Raw genomic sequence first — 18,385 nt, 5'->3', positions numbered from 1 at the left:
TATGCCAAGGATGCAATTCACTAAAGCAGAGGCGATCCGTTGATGCCATGCATCGGCGGCGAGCCTCGGCTTTTCGCTCAAGCACGTTAAAAGGGCGGACTCACCGATCAGGTTGCATCAACCCGATCGAATCCGGGTCTAGGCGGCCTGATCGGCGATGCGGGCCAGCGCCTCGTCGCGGCCGAGCACGGCGAGCACGTCGAAGACGGGCGGTGACACCGTGCGGCCTGTCGCTGCGGCGCGGAGCGGCTGCGCGATATTGCCGAGCTTCGCGCCCGTTTCCTCGGCGTAGGCGCGCGTAGCGGCTTCGATCGAAGGCGCGTCCCATGTTTCTAGCGCGGCGAAACGGTCCTTCAGCGCGGCGAGATGCTTGCGCGCCTCGGGCGAGAGAATCTTCGCGGCCTTTTCGTCCAGATCGAGCGGGCGAGGCACGAACAGATAACGCGCGGCAACGAGCAGTTCGACGAGCGACTTCGCGCGTTCCTTCAGCCCCGGCATCGCCAGTTCGAGCTTTTTCCAGCCCGCTTCGTCGATCCGCGAGGCGAACTCTTTCGCGGATTCTACCTCCGGCGCGATCACCTTGATCTGGCGCACAAGCTCCGCGTCCGACGTGTTGCGGATGTAAACGCCGTTCAGGTTTTCGAGCTTGGCGAAGTCGAAGCGCGAGGGCGAGCGGCCGATGGCGTCGAGGTCGAACCACTCGGCGGCCTGCGCGGTGGTGAAGATCTCGTCGTCGCCATGTCCCCAGCCGAGCCGCGCGAGGTAATTGCGCATCGCGTCGGGCAGATAGCCCATCGCGCGGTACGCATCGACGCCGAGCGCGCCGTGACGCTTCGACAGCTTCGCGCCGTCCGGTCCGTGGATCAGCGGGATATGCGCGAAGGTCGGCACGTCCCAGCCCATGGCGGTGTAGATCTGCGTCTGGCGCGCGGCGTTGGTGAGGTGATCGTCGCCGCGAATGACGTGGGTGATGCCCATGTCGTGATCGTCCACAACCACGGCCAGCATGTAGGTCGGCGTGCCGTCCGAGCGCAGCAGCACCATGTCGTCGAGATCTTTATTGGCCCATTGAACGCGGCCCTGCACCTGATCCTCGACCACGGTTTCGCCTTCTCGCGGGGCCTTGAGCCGGATCACGAAAGGAGCGTCGGGGGTCGGCGGCGTGCCGCCATCGCGATAAGGCGACTGGAACACACGCGGCTTGGCCGCAAGCACGGATTCGAGCCGCGCGATTTCTTCGGCAGGTGCTCCGGCCTTCTTCGCATCGGCGAGAGCCTTGCGCGCCTCGTCCACCTCCGCGCGGTAGGCTTCAAGCTCAGCGGGCGTCGTGTAGCAGCGATAGGCGTTGCCGCTTTCGAGAAGCTGATAGGCGACTTCCTTGTGCCGCTCGGCGCGGGCGAACTGGAAAACCGGCTCGCCCTCCCAGTCGAGGCCGAGCCACTGCAAGCCGTCGAGAATCGCCGCTATGGCCGCATCCGTCGAGCGCGCGCGGTCCGTATCCTCGATGCGCAGCAGAAAACGCCCGCCCGTGTGCTTCGCATAAAGCCAGTTGAACAGCGCGGTGCGCGCGCCGCCGATATGCAGGAAGCCGGTGGGGGATGGGGCAAAGCGTGTCACCACGCCCGATGCGGACGCCATGGGAAACCTTCCATTTCGCGGATTGGGATCGTTCGGCTGCGATGTAGCACGATGACGCGCGGATTGGTAGGGCGGGCGACCGCCAGGACATGGCAGTATGGCGTGCGTCGCCCCCGTCTCGACCATTCCTGTGGACATTTTTGCCCCTTGGCGCTGTAAGATGTGCCGGAGCGGCGAAAATGGGTGGTGGCGTGAGCATTGTCGTTCCTGCGGGAGTGGGCGAGCCGCGCGGCGGGCGGCTTTCGCATGTGCTTGCTTCGGCGGGACGCGCGCTCGCGGCGGAACTGGATGCCGAGCAGGGGCGCTGGTTCCTCTGGGTTCCCGTGTTCTTCGGCGCGGGCATCGGCGCTTATTTCGCGCTACCCGTCGAACCGGATCTGTCGCTTTCGGGCGGGCTGCTGCTCCTTGCGCTGAGCCTTCGCGTTCTGGCGCGGGCGCAGCTTTTCGGGTTCTTGCTGACGACCATAATTCTTTGCGCGAGCGCGGGCTTCTTCGCGGCGAAGGTGCGAACGGCGGTGGTTGCTGCTCCCACGCTCGAACGCCACGGCGCCTACAGCATGGAAGGCTTCGTCGAGCAATTCGACCGGCAGACAGAGAAGCGCGCCCGCGCGATCGTCCGCCTGTCGAGCCTCAAATACGAAGACGCCGAGATGAGGGCGCGGCCCTTCCGCGTGCGCGTGAGCCTTCGCGGAGACGTGGACCTGCGGCCCGGCGATGCAGTCCGCTTCCGCGCCATCCTCGGGCCGCCGCCCGAGCCGGTAATGCCGGGCGGCTACGATTTCGCGCGCGCGAGCTATTATCAGGCTGTCGGCGGCTCGGGCTATTCGCTGACGAAGCCGGAGAAGATCGAAGGCCGCGCGCTGCCTTGGGACATGGTGCCTCGGACATGGCTCGCGGATCTGCGCGGGCGGATCGGCGAGCGCATCAAGGCCGCGCTGCCCGGCCAGACGGGTGAGATCGCCGCCGCGCTGACGGTCGGTCAGACCGCGGGCCTCGACGAGCAATCGATGGACGATCTTCGCGCATCGGGCCTCGCGCATATCATCTCGATTTCCGGGCTGCATATGTCGCTTGTCGCGGGCGGCGTGTTCTGGTTCGTGCGCTGGGTGCTTGCACTGGTCCCGGCCGTCGCGCTCCGCTATTCCACGCGCGGGCTGGCGGCGGGCGCGGCGCTCGTCGCCGTGACGTGCTATCTGGCCCTGTCGGGCGCGGCCATTGGCGCGGTGCGCGCCTATCTCATGATCGCTGTGGTGTTTCTCGCGATCCTGATGAACCGCCCCGCTCTCTCGCTCCGAAACGTCGCGCTGGCCGGGCTTGCCATCCTCGTCGTGCTGCCTGACAGCCTCATCGACATCAGCTTTCAGATGTCGTTCGCTGCCACCGCAGCACTCGTCGCGGGCTATGAGCGTTTCGGGCGGTTTCTGCATTTCGACGCGCGCAACATCCGCGAGCGGCTCTTGTGGCAGCCGGTTTATCTCATCGGCGGCGTACTTGTGACGACGGCCACGGCGGGGCTCGCGGTCGAGCCGTTCTCAGCCTATCATTTCCACACGCTGACAACCTATGCGGCGCTCGGCAATCTCGTCGGCGGGCCGCCGGTCGATTTCGTCGCCATGCCCGCGATGATCGTTGCTCTTGTCGCCATGCCGTTCGGTCTGGAGGAAGCGCCGCTCGCCGCGATGGGTGTCGGCATCGATGCCATGATGGCGGTCGCGCATCGGGTGGGCGGACTGCCCGGCTCGACCGTTCCCGTGGCGGCGTTCCCTTTCGCGGCGCTGCTCGTGATCGTGGCGGGCGGTCTCTGGCTCGTGATCTGGCGACGGCCATGGCGGGTGCTCGGCCTCGGCGCGATCGGGATCGGTGTGGCGATGACATCCATTCACGCCCGCCCCGACATTCTCGTGGACCGGGATGCGAAACTCGTCGCCGTGCGCGACCGCGACGGCCGCCTGCAAGCCCCGAAGACGCGCCGCGCGTCCTACGCGCTCCAACAATGGCTCAGGGCCGATGGCGATACGCGGAAGCCGAAAGAAGCCGCAACCGGCGCGGGCTGGCAGTGCGACCGCACGAGTTGCGTCGTTATGGTGAAGGGGCGGCTCGTGAGCCTGATCGCGCGCCCCGACGCCATCGAGGAGGACTGCCGCCGCGCCGCGATCCTCGTCATGCCGATGGACCTCGCGCGGCCCTGTCCCGCACCGAAGCTCGTGCTCGACCGCGCCGCGCTGTGGGAGCGCGGCGCGGCCGCGATTTCGCTTGGCGACGGCGTCTTGATGGTCGTGGAGGCGGCATCGGAAGGGCGCGGGGTGCGTCCGTGGTCGCCCGCCCGGCGAAAGCGCGAAAGATTCCGCGCGGACGTTGAAGGCGACGACCCCGTCGACAACTGATTTTCCTGCGGGCTTCGCAACCGATCTTCCGAATATGGAAAAATACCTGTCGAAAAGTGCTCTTCTCGCGAGTCTCCCGCATCGGCTAATCCTTTGCAAAGGCAGAGGCTTTATGATTGTGTTCGCGACGATTGGAGCGAGGCAGCTTTTGTCGCGACCCCGATCAACTTTTGTTACAATTTGATGAAGATTGTTACCTGCGTGCGCGCTATATGATTCGATGTGGGCATCAAGATTCGCAGCTTCGCGAAACGGGGGTCGACATGCATCGAACCGAACAAGAGTTCGCGTTGCGTGCCGCGTCGGATTGTAATCGTCCTGTTCGCGCCGGTAGGGTGGGCGCAAGTTTGTTAGTAGTCGGTTTCTGTCTCAGTCTCGCCGCATGCGCGGAGGATCTGTCGTATCCAAGCGTTGCGGGTATTTCGGACGTCGGCAGGGTGCTTACGCCAGAGGAGCGCCAGAAGACGGTCGAAGAACTGCAAAGACAGCAGAACCACGCGGCTTCCGTGCGTACCGAGGTCGCCGGCACGGTCGCAAAAAGCGATTAGCTTCGGCTTTTCGATTTGAAGCGCTTCCGACCCGCATCGAAAGCACTTCATAGATGTCCTGATGGGGGACAGGAACGGGGAAGGATGCGAGTCGTTCCCCGTTCCTTAGCTTGTGCCTCGCGATCGTCGTCCCGGCCGAGCATCGTTTGAACGCCCCTTGCTTCTGCGCCGGGCTCGCCTCAAAGCCCTGCAATCCCCTCCCTCCACCCTTATTGGCGCAAAGCTCCATGGACAGGGGGCTGACTCCGGCTTTATAGATGGTCCGGCGTCGGGCACGCACCCCGCGCTTTGCTACTCAGGAACATCCAACCATGACCGAAGAATTCCACCGCATCAAACGACTGCCGCCTTATGTCTTCGAGCAAGTGAACAAGCTCAAGGCAGCAGCACGAGCGCGTGGGGAAGACATCATCGATCTTGGGATGGGTAATCCAGACCTTCCGACGCCCGATCACATCACCGAAAAGCTGGTCGAGACGGTCGGCAAGCCACGTACGAACCGCTATTCGGCGTCGCGCGGCATCCCGGGGCTGCGCCGCGCGCAGGCCGCCTATTACGACCGTCGCTTCGGCGTCAAGCTGAACCCCGACACGCAGGTCGTGGCCACGCTCGGCTCGAAGGAAGGCTTCGCCAACATGGCACAGGCGATCACCGCGCCGGGCGATCTTGTTCTGGTGCCGAGCCCGACCTATCCGATCCACGAATTCGGCTTCATCATTTCGGGCGGCACCATCCGCCACGTGCCGGCGAGCGTGGACGACACGTTCCTGCGCGCGGTCGACAAGGCCGTGAAGCACAGCGTCCCGAAACCGCTCGCGCTCATCATATCCTATCCGTCCAACCCGACGGCTTTGATGGCAAGCCTCGATTTCTACAAGGAAGTCATCGACTATGCGCGGAAGCACGATCTCATCGTGCTGTCCGACGTCGCCTATGCCGAGATCTATTTCGACGACAACCCGCCGCCGTCCATCCTGCAGGTGCCGGGCGCGTTCGATGTGGCGGTTGAGTTCACCTCGCTGTCGAAGACATATTCCATGCCCGGCTGGCGCATGGGATTCTGTGTCGGCAACGAGCGGCTTTGCGCGGCGCTGGCGCGCGTGAAGTCGTATCTCGACTACGGCGCCTTCACGCCGATTCAGGTCGCCGCGACGGCCGCGCTGAATGGGCCGCAGGAGTGCGTCGAGGAGATGCGCCAGATCTACAAGCGCCGCCGCGACTGCCTCGTGGAAACATTCGAGCGCGCGGGCTGGCCTATCCCGGCTCCGGGCGGCACGATGTTCGCGTGGGCGCCGCTTCCTCCCGGCTGGGAGAAGGTCGGCTCGCTCGAATTCTCGAAGCTGCTCCTTGAAAAGGCGGGCGTTGCTGTCTCGCCCGGCCTCGGCTTCGGTGAATATGGCGAAGGCTTCGTCCGCATCGCGCTTGTCGAGAACGAGCACCGCATTCGTCAGGCTGCGCGGGCGGTCAAGAAGTTCCTGTCATCCGGCGAGCAGACGCTGCACAACGTCATTCCGTTCGCTGAGGCGGGCGGGCGCTAGATCGGTCTCAGGTAATCGGCATCGATCGGCGTGGCCAAGCCGATCGATAAACGAATTTGCAGCGTCGCGCCGCGTCGATTGACGGGCATGACGCTGCAGCATCAAGGAAGTCGGAGATTTTCCGCGTTGCCTTGCGCTTGAGAAGACCCGGCTTCTTCTTCCAGCGCGTTGTTGTCACGCAAATCGGTCGCCTCGGCCAGAGCGGGACGGTTGCGCTCGCGCTTCAGGAGTGCGTCTTTCCGCTCTACGCCCCAGCGGTAGCCGGTCAGCGCGCTTCCCTTGCCCAGCACGCGATGACAGGGGATTGCAACGGCGATGGCGTTGGAGGCGCAGGCCCGCGCGACCGCGCGAACGGCGGTCGGGCACCCCGCCCGTGCCGCGAGTTCGCCGTAGGTCATGGTTTCGCCCGCGGGTATCTCCCGCAACAGACGCCAGATCTTTTCCTGAAAAACCGTACCGCGCACGTCGAGTGGTAGCGCGATGTCGCGCCAGGGCTCTTCGACAAGCGTAACGACGTTCGCCACCGCCTGTGAGAATGCTGCGTCCTCGGCAAGGCATGCCCTTGCGAAACGTCGCCGAAAGTCATCCGCCAGCGCCTCGGCGTCGCCGCCCAGTTCGATGGCACAGATGCCTTGCTTGGTCATTGCGACGAGAACGAAGCCGAGATCGCAGGGTGCGACCGCGAAGCGGATCTGTTCGCCAGCGCCGCCTTTCGACAGGGCGCGCGGCCGCGCGCCGAGGGCCGGGGCAACGCTTTCGTAAAATCGGCTCGCCGAGCCATATCCCGCGCCCGCGATGGCGGACGTCACGCTTTCCCCTTGCCCGAGCGAACCGATGGCGCGTCGCTTCTTCAGGGCGGCGAGATAGCCGCCCGGCGTGATCCCCGTGACAGCCTTGAACATGCGGTGGAAATGGTGGCGGCTCATGCCGCAGCTGCGCGCGATGGCATCGAAGTCCGGCCTGCCTTCGGTCTTCTCGATCAGGGCGCACGCCTTCGCTGCTAGGGCCGCCTTCCGTTCCGCCTGCGAGGCGCCGTCTGGATCGCAGCGTAGGCAGGGGCGGAACCCGGCGCGACGCGCTTCGGACCTATCGGCGAAAAGGCGCACATTCTCCCGACGCGGCACACGCGATGGACAACCGGGGCGGCAATAGACGCCGGTAGAGACGACGCCATAGACGAACGCGCAATCGGCGTCACTCTGGCGGCGCTCGATCATCGCCCAGCAGTCGCGCTCCCACAGCTCGCGTTTCGATGGTTCGCGCTCGGGTGCGGACAGAGCTGCTGGCGTCATGATGGCGTCTCCGAAGGTTGTTCTGGAGGATGCCTCGTCGCGGGCGCATTTGCATCCCGGCGGTTGCTTTCAGAGCGGCGATTTGAAATCGGAAGCGCCTTTATGGCGAATGCGTTGCCGATTGTCGCATCTAAAGTCCGTCGCTTTTGAGCGGCGATTTCCAGTCCGCGATCGGTTGCGGCAGGAATCTGTGCCCCTCGGAGGCGAGAAACGTCCACATCACCTGCGCGGCCGGCATGACCGCCTTTTCCTTCAGCCGCACCACGTACCATTGCCGCATCATGGGCAGCCCGGCGACATCGAGCATCACGAGCCGCCCGTCGGCGATTTCGACCGCGACCGTGTGAGCCGAGATGAACGCGATGCCGAGCCCCGCGATCACAGCTTGCTTGATCGTCTCGTTGGACCCGATTTCCATGCCCACGATGGGGTCGAAACGCGCCTCCTCGAACAGGCGCTCCATCAGGATGCGCGTGCCGGAGCCGGGCTCGCGGATGAAGAAGGTCTCGTTCGTGAGGTCGGTAATGGAGATTTTCTTCCCCGCCAGCGGGTGGTTGGCGACCGCGACGATGATATGGGGATGCGCGCCGAGGGTGGCGCTTTCGAGAGCGAGATTCTCCGGCGGGCGCCCCATGACGGCGAGGTCGAGTTCGAGATCGCGAAGCGCCCGGATCGTTTCCTGTCGGTTGCCGACGGCAAGCCGCACTTCGACGCCCGGATGACGCTGACGGAACGCCGCAAGGGCCTTCGGGGCGAAATATTTCGCCGTGCTGACCACGCCCGCCGAGACGTGACCGCCCGCCGCGCCCTTCAACTGTTCCACTTCCTGACGGCACTCGGCGAGAAGAAGTTCGATCCGCTGTGCGGTTTTCAGCATGATCTGCCCCGCGCTCGTCGCGGTGGTCTTGTCGCCGATGCGTTCGAGAAGCGGCAATCCGACCGCCTGCTCCAGCTGCTGGATCTGGACCGTGATCGCAGGGGGGGTGACGTGGAGGGTCCGCGCGGCGCCGGCCATCGATCCCATTTTCGTGACGGCAGACAAAACCCGGAAATGCTTGAGCGTTACGTTTTTCACCCGAACAAGATAGACCGTTAGAAAAACTTAATCAAAGGGAAAATAAATTAAAATTTACTTTCTGTGGTGTCCCGCCCATAGTCGCAAAAAACATGCTCAAAAAACAGTCGGTCACATCCCAGTGATGAGATAAGAATAATGGCGTGTCAATGACCGACAGGGAGGAAGTGCGGATGGGCGTTCATGCAAGTCTGCGTGAGCATTTGGCCGAGTGGGCGGGAGAGGACGCGCAGAAACGCGCCGTAGCCGAAACGGTCGAAAATCTTGCGAAAGCCGGAATCGAGATTGCGAAGATCATCGCGCTCGGGCCGTTGGCGGGCGACATGGCCAGCGCGCGCGGCGAAGGCGGCGGCGGCGATACGCAGAAGGAACTCGACTTCCTCGCCAACAAGGTTGTCACGGACGCGCTGAAGGCGTCGCCGGTCGCGTGGCTCGGCTCGGAAGAAGACGAGAAGCCGGTCGCGCTCAACGCGGGCGCGCCGCTCGCGGTCAACACCGATCCGCTGGACGGGTCGTCCAACATCGACACCAACATGTCGATCGGCACGATTTTCTCGATCCTGCCCAACAAGGAGCAGGCAGCGCTGCTTCAGCCCGGTCGCAATCAGCTTTGCGCGGGCTACATCGTCTACGGTCCGCAGACGGCCATCGTGCTGACGGTGGGGCAGGGAACGCACATTTTCTGGCTCGACCCGCGTACCGGCGAATTCGTTCTCGGCAAGGCGAATGTCCAGATCCCCGTCGACACGAAGGAATATGCGATCAACTCGTCCAATTTTCGGCATTGGGACGACAAGATGAAGTCCTACATCGTCGACTGCAAGCTCGGCAAGGACGGCCCGCGCCAGAAAGACTTCAACATGCGCTGGCTCGGCTCGCTCGTGGCGGACTGTTTCCGCATTCTGACGCGCGGCGGCATCTACCTCTACCCGGCCGACATCCGCAAGGGCTACACCAACGGCCGCCTGCGCCTCCTCTACGAAGCGAATCCCATCGGCATGCTCATCGAACAGGCAGGCGGTGCCTGCACCCAGGGCAAGACCCGCATGCTCGACCTTGAGCCGATCTCGCTGCACCAGCACGTGCCGCTGGTCTTCGGCTCCAAAAAAGAGGTCGAGGAAGTCGCCTATTACTACAGCCAGCCCCCGGCGACGGGCGAACACTCCCCCCTGTTTTCAAAGCGCGGTCTTTTCCGCACCCCTCGTTAGGTCACGATCATGTCAGCGAAATTTCCCATCATCTCGGTTACAGGGTCGTCTGGCGCGGGCACGTCGACGGTCAAGCACACCTTTGAACAGATTTTCCGCCGCGAGAGCATCAAGGCGGCCTTCATCGAGGGCGACGCGTTCCACCTCTACGACCGCGCTTCCATGAAGAAGGCCGTTGCGGAGGAGGAGGCGCGCGGCAACTTCCACCTCTCCCATTTCGGACCCGACGCGAACCTGCTGAAAGAGCTTGAGGAGACGTTCCGCTCCTACGGCGAGACGGGCACCGGCAAGACGCGGCATTATGTGCACGACGAGGCCGAGGCGCAGAAGTACGGCTCGCCGGCGGGCACCTTCACCGAATGGGAAAATCTGCCTGAGGGCGCGGATATTCTTTTCTACGAAGGGCTGCACGGCGCGGTGATCCTCAAGGATCAGGGCATCAACATCGCGAAGCACGCCGATTTGAAGATCGGCGTCGTTCCGGTCATCAATCTGGAGTGGATCCAGAAGATGCATCGCGACAACAAGGTGCGCGGCTATTCGAAGGAAGACGTCATGAAGACGATCCTCCGCCGCATGCCCGACTATGTGCACTACATCACACCGCAATTCTCGGAAACCGACATCAATTTCCAGCGCGTGCCGACGGTAGACACATCGAACCCGTTCACAGCCCGCTGGATCCCGACGCCGGACGAGTCCCTGGTCGTGATCCGCTTCAAGGATCCGCGCGGGATTGACTTCGCCTATCTCAAGACCATGATCCAGGACAGTTTCATGAGCCGGGCCAATTCCATCGTCATTCCGGGTGGCAAGCTCGATCTCGCCATGCAGCTTATCCTTACGCCGATGATCCATCGGCTCGTCGATCTCAAGCGGCGCTCGTCCTGAGCGCTCCGAACGCCGCGAACAGAAGAAAGACCAAAATGACAACTTCCGTTTCCACTCCGTCGCAACGCGACCTCGCAAACGCCATCCGCGCGCTGTCCATGGACGCGGTCGAGGCAGCCAATTCGGGCCATCCGGGCATGCCGATGGGCATGGCGGACGTCGCCGCAGTGCTGTTCACGAAGTTTCTCAAATTCGATGCGAGCGCGCCAAAATGGCCCGACCGCGACCGCTTCGTGCTCTCCGCCGGTCACGGCTCCATGCTGCTCTACTCGCTCCTCTATCTCACCGGCTCGCCCGACGTGACCATCGAGGAAGTGAAGAAGTTCCGCCAGCTCCATTCGAAGACGCCGGGACATCCGGAATACGGCCACACTCAGGGCGTCGAGACGACGACCGGGCCGCTCGGCCAGGGCATCAGCACGGCCGTCGGCATGGCCATCGCGGAGCGGCTGCTCGCGGCGCGCTTCGGCGACAAGGTGGTGGATCATCATACCTATGTCATCGCGGGCGACGGCTGTCTCATGGAAGGCATCAGCCATGAGGCCATCGACCTCGCGGGCCATCTGAAGCTCAACAAGCTGATCGTTCTGTGGGACGACAACTCGATTTCCATCGACGGCTCGACGAGCCTTTCCACCTCCACCGACCAGGTGAAGCGCTTCGAGGCGGCGGGCTGGAACGCTGTGCGCGTCGATGGCCACAATGCCGAGGAAGTCGAAGCCGCCATCGCCAGGGCGAAGACGAGCGACAAGCCGACGCTTATCGCGTGCAAGACTATCATCGGCTTCGGCGCTCCGAACAAGCAGGGGTCCGAGAAGACGCACGGCGCGCCGCTCGGCAAGGACGAAATCGCCGCCGCGCGTGAATTCCTCGGCTGGCCCTATCCGCCGTTCGAGGTGCCGGAACCGATCCTGTCGACGTGGCGCGCGGCAGGCAGCCGTGGCAAGGCCGAGCACGCGGCGTGGCATGAGCGGCTTTCCCAGCTCCCCGAGGGCGAGCGCGCGCATTTCGAGCAGTTGCTTGCAGGCGAGGTTCCGGCGAGCGTGAAGGAAGCGCTCGACGCTTTCATCGCGAAGAATGTGGCGGAGAAGCCGAAGCTCGCGACGCGCAAATCGTCCGAGAACGTGCTTCAGGTCATCAACGACACCACCGACATCACCATCGGCGGCTCGGCCGACCTCACGCACTCGAACTACACCATCACCAAGGGCATGAAGTCTGTCACGCCCGACGACTTCACGGGCCGCTACATCCACTACGGCATCCGCGAGCACGTGATGGGCGCGGCCATGAACGGCATCGCTCTGCATGGCGGTTTCGTGCCTTATGGCGGCACCTTCCTCGTATTCTCCGACTATCTGCGCGGCTCGATCCGGCTTTCGGCGCTGATGGGCCTTCGCGTCCTCTATGTGCTGACGCACGACTCCATCGGCGTCGGCGAGGACGGCCCGACGCATCAGCCGATCGAACATCTCGCGGGTCTCCGGGCGCTGCCGAACGTCAACGTGTTCCGCCCGGCGGACGTCGTCGAGACGGCGGAAGCCTACGAGATTGCGCTCGCCTCGAAGCACACGCCGTCAGTGCTGGCGCTGTCGCGTCAGAACCTGCCTACCGTTCGCACGGAAGCTTCGAGCGAAAACCTCACCGCTAAGGGCGCCTACGTGCTTCGCGGCGACGCCAGGGCGCCGCGCGACGTGACGCTCATCGCGACGGGATCGGAAATCGAACTCGCGGTTTCCGCAGCCGAGCAGCTTGCCGCCGAGGGCGTAAAGGCCGTCGTCGTGTCGGCGCCCTGCTTCGAGCTGTTCGAGGCGCAGCCGGATGCCTACCGCGCTGAGGTGCTCGGCACAGCGCCGCGTGTCGGCATCGAGGCAGCGGGCCGCTTCGGCTGGGATCGCTGGATCGGCGACAAGGGCGCCTTCATCGGCATGAGCGGCTTCGGCGCGTCCGGTCCGGCTCCCCAGGTCTACAAGGAATTCGGCATCACGGTGGAAGCCGTCATCGCCGCCGCAAAGAAGCTCGTCGCTTGAGGCGTGGCCGGGGAATCCCCGGCCGCCACTAAACAAAGTTCAAATATAAGGAAGGTGACCCCATGACTGACAAATCTGAAACGGTTAAGGGTAAGGACCGCTACAAAGCGGGCGTAATGTCCTACAAGAAGATGGGGTACTGGGAGCCTGACTATCAGCCGAAAGAGACTGATATCATCGCGCTCTTTCGAGTGACGCCGCAAGATGGCGTCGACCCCATCGAAGCGTCCGCCGCTGTGGCGGGTGAAAGCTCCACCGCCACGTGGACCGTGGTGTGGACCGACCGTCTCACCGCTTCCGAGAAGTATCGCGGCAAGTGCTACCGCGTCGATCCGGTGCCGAACGCCCCTGGCCAATACTTCGCCTACATCGCCTATGACCTCGATCTCTTCGAGGGCGGCTCCATCGCCAACCTTACGGCATCGATCATCGGCAACGTCTTCGGCTTCAAGCCGCTGAAGGCCCTTCGCCTCGAAGACATGCGCCTCCCCGTCGCTTACGTGAAGACCTTCGACGGTCCTCCGGCTGGCATCGTTGTGGAGCGCGAGCGTCTCGACAAGTTCGGCCGTCCGCTGCTTGGCGCGACCGTGAAACCGAAGCTCGGTCTTTCGGGCCGTAACTACGGCCGCGTGGTCTATGAAGCACTGAAGGGCGGTCTCGACTTCACGAAGGACGACGAAAACATCAACTCGCAGCCCTTCATGCACTGGCGCGAACGCTTCCTGTACTGCATGGAAGCCGTCAACAAGGCGCAGGCCGAGACGGGCGAAGTGAAAGGCACGTATCTCAACATCACCGCCGGCACCATGGAGGAGATGTACAAGCGCGCCGAATACGCGAAGGAACTCGGCTCCGTCGTCGTCATGATCGACCTCGTGATCGGCTACACCGCGATCCAGTCGATCTCGAAATGGGCGCGCGACAACAACATGCTGCTCCACCTGCACCGCGCGGGCCACTCCACCTATACGCGCCAGAAGAGCCACGGCGTATCCTTCCGCGTCATCTCGAAGTGGATGCGTCTCGCGGGCGTCGACCACATCCATGCGGGCACCGTCGTCGGCAAGCTCGAAGGCGATCCGCTGACGACCGCCGGTTACTACGACATCCTGCGCGAAGACTTCGTTCCGCAAAACCTCGAACATGGCGTGTTCTTCGACCAGAACTGGGCCTCGATGGCGAAGGTGATGCCGGTGGCTTCGGGCGGCATCCACGCGGGCCAGATGCATCAGCTTATCCACTATCTGGGCGAAGACGTGGTGCTTCAGTTCGGCGGCGGCACCATCGGTCACCCCTACGGCATCCAGGCTGGCGCGACCGCGAACCGCGTGGCGCTCGAAGCGATGATTTTCGCGCGCAACGAAGGCCGCGACTATCTCGCGGAAGGCCCGGAAATCCTGAAGGACGCCGCGAAGACCTGCACGCCGCTCAGGCAGGCGCTCGACACGTGGGGCGAGGTGACGTTCGACTACACCTCGACCGACACGCCGGACTTCGTGCCGACGCCGACCGCTTCGTAAGCAGCGCACGGTCGGGCGGGCGCGCCCGGCTCTTTTTTCGAAATTCACTCAAGCCTCCGCACGCGGAGAGCACCTACGAGGAACCCCAATGCGTCTTACTCAGGGACAATTTTCTTTCCTGCCGGATCTGACGGACGAGCAGATCGCGAAGCAGGTTCAGTACGCCATCGAAAAGGGCTGGGCCGTCAACATCGAGTTCACCGACGACCCGCATCCCCGCAACACCTATTGGGAAATGTGGGGCCTGCCGATGTTCGACATCAAGGACGCGGCGGCGGTGCTGACCGAGCTTCAGGCGGTCCGCAAGGTCTATGGCGGCCGTTACTACATCCGCATCTCGGCCTTCGACGCGAGCCATGGCTGGGAGTCGCTTCGGATGTCGTTCATCGTCGACCGCCCGGCGGAAGAGCCCGGCTTCGATCTTCAACGGCAGGAAGTCGACGGACGCAACATCCGCTACACGACGCGGCCTTACGCCACGACGAAGCCTGCGGGTCAGCGTTATTAAAGGCAGCAGAGGGCATGGCCGCCAACGCCATGCCCTCTTTCATTGCAGAACACGGCGCCGCCTTTCCTTATCGATCTTCTGCGAAGGGCGGATCATTCGCTTGTGCGGGCGTGTCGGCCCATGGAGGAAGACGTGAGCGTGACGGCGGAACAGAACGAAAAGACGGCGGCGAACGAGACGATCGATCTGCGCCGCGACTATGAGGAATCGGGCGTTGGCGAGGTGCTCGACCAACTCGACCGCGAACTGATCGGGCTGAAGCCGGTCAAGACGCGCCTGCGCGAGATCGCGGCGCTGCTGCTTGTGGAGCGGGCGCGAAAGCGGCTCGGGCTCGTCAACGAAGCCCCGACCCTGCATATGAGCTTCACCGGCAATCCCGGCACCGGCAAGACGACCGTCGCCATGCGCATGGCTAACATCCTGCACCGCCTCGGCTATGTGCGACGCGGCCAGCTCGTCTCCGTGACGCGCGACGACCTTGTCGGCCAGTATATCGGCCATACCGCGCCGAAGACGAAGGAAGTTCTCAAGAAAGCGATGGGCGGCGTGCTGTTCATCGACGAGGCGTATTACCTCTATCGCCCGGAGAACGAACGGGACTACGGACAGGAATCCATCGAGATCCTGCTCCAGGTGATGGAGAACCAGCGCGAAGACCTCGTCGTGATCCTCGCGGGCTATGCGGACCGCATGGACAAGTTCTTCACCGCAAACCCAGGTTTCCGCAGCCGCATCGCCCATCACATCGACTTTCCGGACTACGCCGACGACGAGTTGCTCCAGATCGCGGACAAGATGCTGGAGCATCAGAATTATCACCTGTCGCCGGATGCGAAGGTTGCGCTTGCCGACTATATCGAGAAGCGCCGCCAGCAGCCGCATTTCTCCAACGCGCGGTCCATCCGCAATGCGCTCGACCGCGCGCGGCTTCGTCAGGCGAACCGGCTGTTCGCGCACACGGGCGGGGCGTTGACCGCCAACCAGCTTTCGGAAATAACGGCGGAAGACATTCTTGCGAGCCGCGTCTTCAAGGTCGCCGCCGAAAGCCAGAACCAATAACGAAACAACAGGATACGCCCATGTCCTCGCTCCCGCTCATCGCGCCGTCCATCCTCTCCGCAGACTTCGCCCGCTTCGGCGAGGAAGTGCGCGCCATCGACGAAGCGGGCGCCGACTGGGTGCATGTCGATGTGATGGATGGCCATTTCGTGCCGAACATCACGTTCGGCCCGCGCCTTGTGGAATGCATCCGGCCGTGGACGAAAAAGCCGCTCGACGTGCATCTGATGATTGCGCCCGCCGACCCCTATCTCGAAGCGTTCGCGAAGGCCGGTTCCGACATCATCACCGTGCATGCGGAAGCCGGGCCGCATCTCGACCGCTCGCTTCAGGTGATCCGGGGGCTCGGCAAGAAGGCGGGCGTCTCGCTCAACCCGTCGACGCCCGAGAGCGTCATCGAATATGTGCTCGACAAGATCGATCTCGTGCTGGTGATGAGCGTCAACCCCGGTTTCGGGGGGCAGGCGTTCCTGCCGTCGCAGGTGGAGAAGGTGCGGCGCATCGCGGCGATGATTCAGGGCCGCCCGATTGCGCTTGAGGTAGACGGCGGCGTCACGCCGGAAACCGCGCCACAACTGGTTCAGGCGGGCGCGACCGCGCTCGTGGCGGGCTCGGCTGTGTTCAAGGGCGGCGAATACGCGAAGAACATCGCCGCGATCCGCGACGCGTGCCTTCTGACGGCTTGATCGCGGAACCGGCAGCGAGGCGCTACGCAGCGCCCCCGCTCGGGCCATACCTTATCCGCCGAAGGAGAACGCCCAGTTGAAGCCGCCGGGCGCGGTCACGGTCGCGGTGAACGGCTTCGCGGGCACGAGCGCCGTGCTTTTCTGCGGCGCGGGCGTCTGCTGCGGAGCGGCGGGCTGCCAGATTTTCGTCCACACGTTGAAGCTCTCGGCGACGGCACCCCAGGTGTCGAAAGCGGCTTTCGTCGCAGCCGGATTGAACCATGGATTGAGCGAGGCCCACTGAGCCGCGAGGCTGCCCGGCTCAAAGCTTGTCAGCGGCGCCAGCAATTGCGGTTGCGACCATTGCGGGATGGCGGACGCCGGCGGCTTGAGCCCGAACGCAGCATAAGCCTGCGTAACGGCGGCGGAGGTTTCGCGCGCCGCGCGTTCGAAGGCCAGCGCGGCGGCAATCTGCGTGAACAGTAGATTGGCCCGGTTGCCCAATGCCTCGTAATGTCTGGCCCAGAACGCAATCGCCTCACGCAGAAAGTCTACGAACACATCGCCGAAATCGCGAGGGCGAACAGGTTCGGGTTTCGGCAGCGGGGCGGAGGCCCAAGGTGCTGCGAAATAATTGACCGACGCGCGGGACGACGGCGAGGCAGACTGAGACTGCGCCGCCGACGCGAATGCAAGAAATGGAAACATGGCTGTCGCCCTTTGCGTCAAATATATCTTGTCCGTGACATTAACGCAATCTATGCTGCGCTGCAATAAGTATAGTTTGATGATTGTGCGGTGCACAATGAGCCGCGTTTGCCAATGCCGGGTGACGGGCCGCGCCAGCCCCTTGGATTGCGTCAGTTGCCGGTGTCGCCGGGTTTTCGGCGGTTTCCTGTCATTGCCTTTTTCGCACGCGCGGACTTTATAAGGCACGAAGGCGCCCGGATCGGCGCAGCGGTGAACCGAGTGCGCAGCATGGCTTTCCTTTTCCGTCCCGCCGAAAAGATCGATCCCCGTTTCGTCGAAGCAGCGGGACGCCTCGACCTTGCCCGCTCGCTCTATCCGGATGCTGAGGCGCCTTGGCTCGATCTGTCGCGCGCGGCTGCGCCATGGTCTTTTCCGGCGCCCAGGCTCGGCGACGAGTTTGCGCGCGGCATGGACGCGGACGCCATCGCGGCGCTTGCCGTTCTCGCCGCGAAAACTTACCGGGCCCCGCCTTCGGTGGAGGTGGTGCCTCTGCCCGGCGCCGATGCGGGCTTGCGCCTGCTGCCGTGGCTCTACCGCTCGCCCAAGCGCGTGGCTTTTCTGGCGCCCGCCAATGCCGGGCTGCGGGCGGCGTGGGAGGCCGCCGGGCACTCGACGGCGAAAATCGCCTCGATCGCAGCTGTCGGCAAGGCGGACATTCTCGTCGTGGACAATCCCGGCCACGCAGATGGCCGCATCGCGGCGCATGCTGAACTCGCCGCCGCGCTGCCCGCGCTCAAGCGCCGCGACGGCTTGCTCGTCATCGATGAAACGCTTGCCGATACGGACGACCGCGCTTCGATCCTGCCATCCGTCGCGCGGCTCGATTCGACGGTCGTGCTGCGGTCGGCGAATGCGTTCCATGGCGCAGGTGGCCTTCCGCTCGGCTTCGCGATCACATCGCATCCCATCGCGGAGCGGTTTCGCGCCGCACTCGGACCGGATGCGGTGTCGGCTGAGGCCGTTGCGTTCGGCAGGGCCGCGCTTGCGGATACGGATTTCGCTGCGGAGCATCGCGCGCGGCTCGCGGAGATGGGCGGGAAGCTCGAAGTTGCGCTCACGCACGCGGGTCTGCGCATCGCAGGCGGCACCCTGCTGTTTCGCCTTGCGGGGACCGACATGCCTCATTCGCTGTTCGACAGGCTCGCGCGTGCGGGCATTCTGACGCGCCCGTTCCCGAAGCTGGACGCGCTCCGCTTCTCCCTTCCCAGGGATGATATTGACCTCGCGCGCCTTCAGGCAGCTCTTGCCGCCTTTGCTTCGGCGTAACCAGCTCTCCCGT

Annotated in this window: 15 protein-coding genes; 11 read left to right on the top strand and 4 right to left on the bottom strand. The window is 63.9% G+C overall.

Translation table 11 applies throughout. The features are described from left to right. Positions 1–138: 138 nt before the first annotated feature. Positions 139–1,638 carry a glutamate--tRNA ligase gene (gene gltX / locus QM659_RS02890; RefSeq protein WP_415187305.1) on the bottom strand — a complete coding sequence of 500 codons (1,500 nt, stop codon included), beginning with the start codon at positions 1,636–1,638 and terminating at the stop codon, positions 139–141. A gap of 191 nt (positions 1,639–1,829) precedes the next feature. Here gltX and QM659_RS02885 point away from each other — a divergent pair, with 191 nt between their 5' ends. The 3 genes from QM659_RS02885 (at position 1,830) to QM659_RS02875 (ending at position 6,108) form a co-directional block, all read left to right on the top strand. Continuing rightward, the gene (locus QM659_RS02885; RefSeq protein WP_415187304.1) at positions 1,830–4,022 is read left to right on the top strand and encodes a ComEC/Rec2 family competence protein; all 2,193 of its coding nucleotides are present in this window, start codon (positions 1,830–1,832) and stop codon (positions 4,020–4,022) included. 347 nt (positions 4,023–4,369) lie between these two features. Continuing rightward, positions 4,370–4,570, top strand: coding sequence for a hypothetical protein (locus QM659_RS02880; protein ID WP_415187303.1), 201 nt, complete (start codon positions 4,370–4,372; stop codon positions 4,568–4,570). Positions 4,571–4,881: 311 nt separating this feature from the next. Next, a complete protein-coding gene (locus tag QM659_RS02875; protein ID WP_127076517.1) occupies positions 4,882–6,108 on the top strand; it encodes an LL-diaminopimelate aminotransferase in 1,227 nt (408 codons plus the stop codon). 101 nt (positions 6,109–6,209) lie between these two features. On the opposite strand, the gene ada is transcribed toward QM659_RS02875, so the two are convergent. Together ada and QM659_RS02865 are read right to left on the bottom strand one after the other, a co-directional pair. Further along, positions 6,210–7,400, bottom strand: a complete 1,191-nt coding sequence (gene ada / locus QM659_RS02870) for a bifunctional DNA-binding transcriptional regulator/O6-methylguanine-DNA methyltransferase Ada (protein ID WP_415187302.1) — start codon at positions 7,398–7,400, stop codon at positions 6,210–6,212. Positions 7,401–7,530: 130 nt separating this feature from the next. Next, the gene (locus tag QM659_RS02865) at positions 7,531–8,475 is read right to left on the bottom strand and encodes a LysR family transcriptional regulator (protein ID WP_127076515.1); all 945 of its coding nucleotides are present in this window, start codon (positions 8,473–8,475) and stop codon (positions 7,531–7,533) included. Between the two features lie 173 nt (positions 8,476–8,648). On the opposite strand from QM659_RS02865, the gene QM659_RS02860 reads away from it, so the two are divergent. The 7 genes from QM659_RS02860 to rpe all read left to right on the top strand — a co-directional run bounded on the left by QM659_RS02860 (position 8,649) and on the right by rpe (position 16,377). After that, positions 8,649–9,683 carry a class 1 fructose-bisphosphatase gene (locus QM659_RS02860; RefSeq protein WP_303481779.1) on the top strand — a complete coding sequence of 345 codons (1,035 nt, stop codon included), beginning with the start codon at positions 8,649–8,651 and terminating at the stop codon, positions 9,681–9,683. 9 nt (positions 9,684–9,692) lie between these two features. Then, entirely contained in the window at positions 9,693–10,574 is an 882-nt protein-coding gene (locus QM659_RS02855; RefSeq protein ID WP_127076513.1) for a phosphoribulokinase, read from the top strand. 35 nt (positions 10,575–10,609) lie between these two features. Beyond that, a complete protein-coding gene (gene tkt / locus QM659_RS02850; protein ID WP_415187301.1) occupies positions 10,610–12,604 on the top strand; it encodes a transketolase in 1,995 nt (664 codons plus the stop codon). A gap of 62 nt (positions 12,605–12,666) precedes the next feature. Continuing rightward, positions 12,667–14,124: a form I ribulose bisphosphate carboxylase large subunit gene (locus QM659_RS02845; protein ID WP_303481771.1), complete on the top strand. Its 1,458-nt coding sequence runs from the start codon at positions 12,667–12,669 to the stop codon at positions 14,122–14,124. A gap of 88 nt (positions 14,125–14,212) precedes the next feature. Continuing rightward, positions 14,213–14,632 (top strand): ribulose bisphosphate carboxylase small subunit, encoded by a 420-nt coding sequence (locus QM659_RS02840; RefSeq protein ID WP_303481768.1) that lies wholly within the window; start codon positions 14,213–14,215, stop codon positions 14,630–14,632. Positions 14,633–14,752: 120 nt separating this feature from the next. Further along, positions 14,753–15,691 carry a CbbX protein gene (gene cbbX, locus QM659_RS02835; protein ID WP_415187300.1) on the top strand — a complete coding sequence of 313 codons (939 nt, stop codon included), beginning with the start codon at positions 14,753–14,755 and terminating at the stop codon, positions 15,689–15,691. Between the two features lie 20 nt (positions 15,692–15,711). Next, positions 15,712–16,377, top strand: a complete 666-nt coding sequence (gene rpe / locus QM659_RS02830) for a ribulose-phosphate 3-epimerase (protein ID WP_127076508.1) — start codon at positions 15,712–15,714, stop codon at positions 16,375–16,377. 51 nt (positions 16,378–16,428) lie between these two features. On the opposite strand, the gene QM659_RS02825 is transcribed toward rpe, so the two are convergent. Continuing rightward, positions 16,429–17,064, bottom strand: coding sequence for a hypothetical protein (locus QM659_RS02825; protein WP_415187299.1), 636 nt, complete (start codon positions 17,062–17,064; stop codon positions 16,429–16,431). Positions 17,065–17,334: 270 nt separating this feature from the next. Here QM659_RS02825 and QM659_RS02820 point away from each other — a divergent pair, with 270 nt between their 5' ends. After that, positions 17,335–18,372 (top strand): aminotransferase class I/II-fold pyridoxal phosphate-dependent enzyme, encoded by a 1,038-nt coding sequence (locus tag QM659_RS02820; protein ID WP_415187298.1) that lies wholly within the window; start codon positions 17,335–17,337, stop codon positions 18,370–18,372. Positions 18,373–18,385: the final 13 nt, after the last annotated feature.

Source organism: Rhodomicrobium sp., from assembly GCF_047605405.1.
Lineage (GTDB): Bacteria > Pseudomonadota > Alphaproteobacteria > Rhizobiales > Rhodomicrobiaceae > Rhodomicrobium > Rhodomicrobium lacus.
The sequence above is the reverse complement of the archived record's forward strand: the minus strand, read 5'-3'. Positions and strand labels throughout refer to the sequence as shown.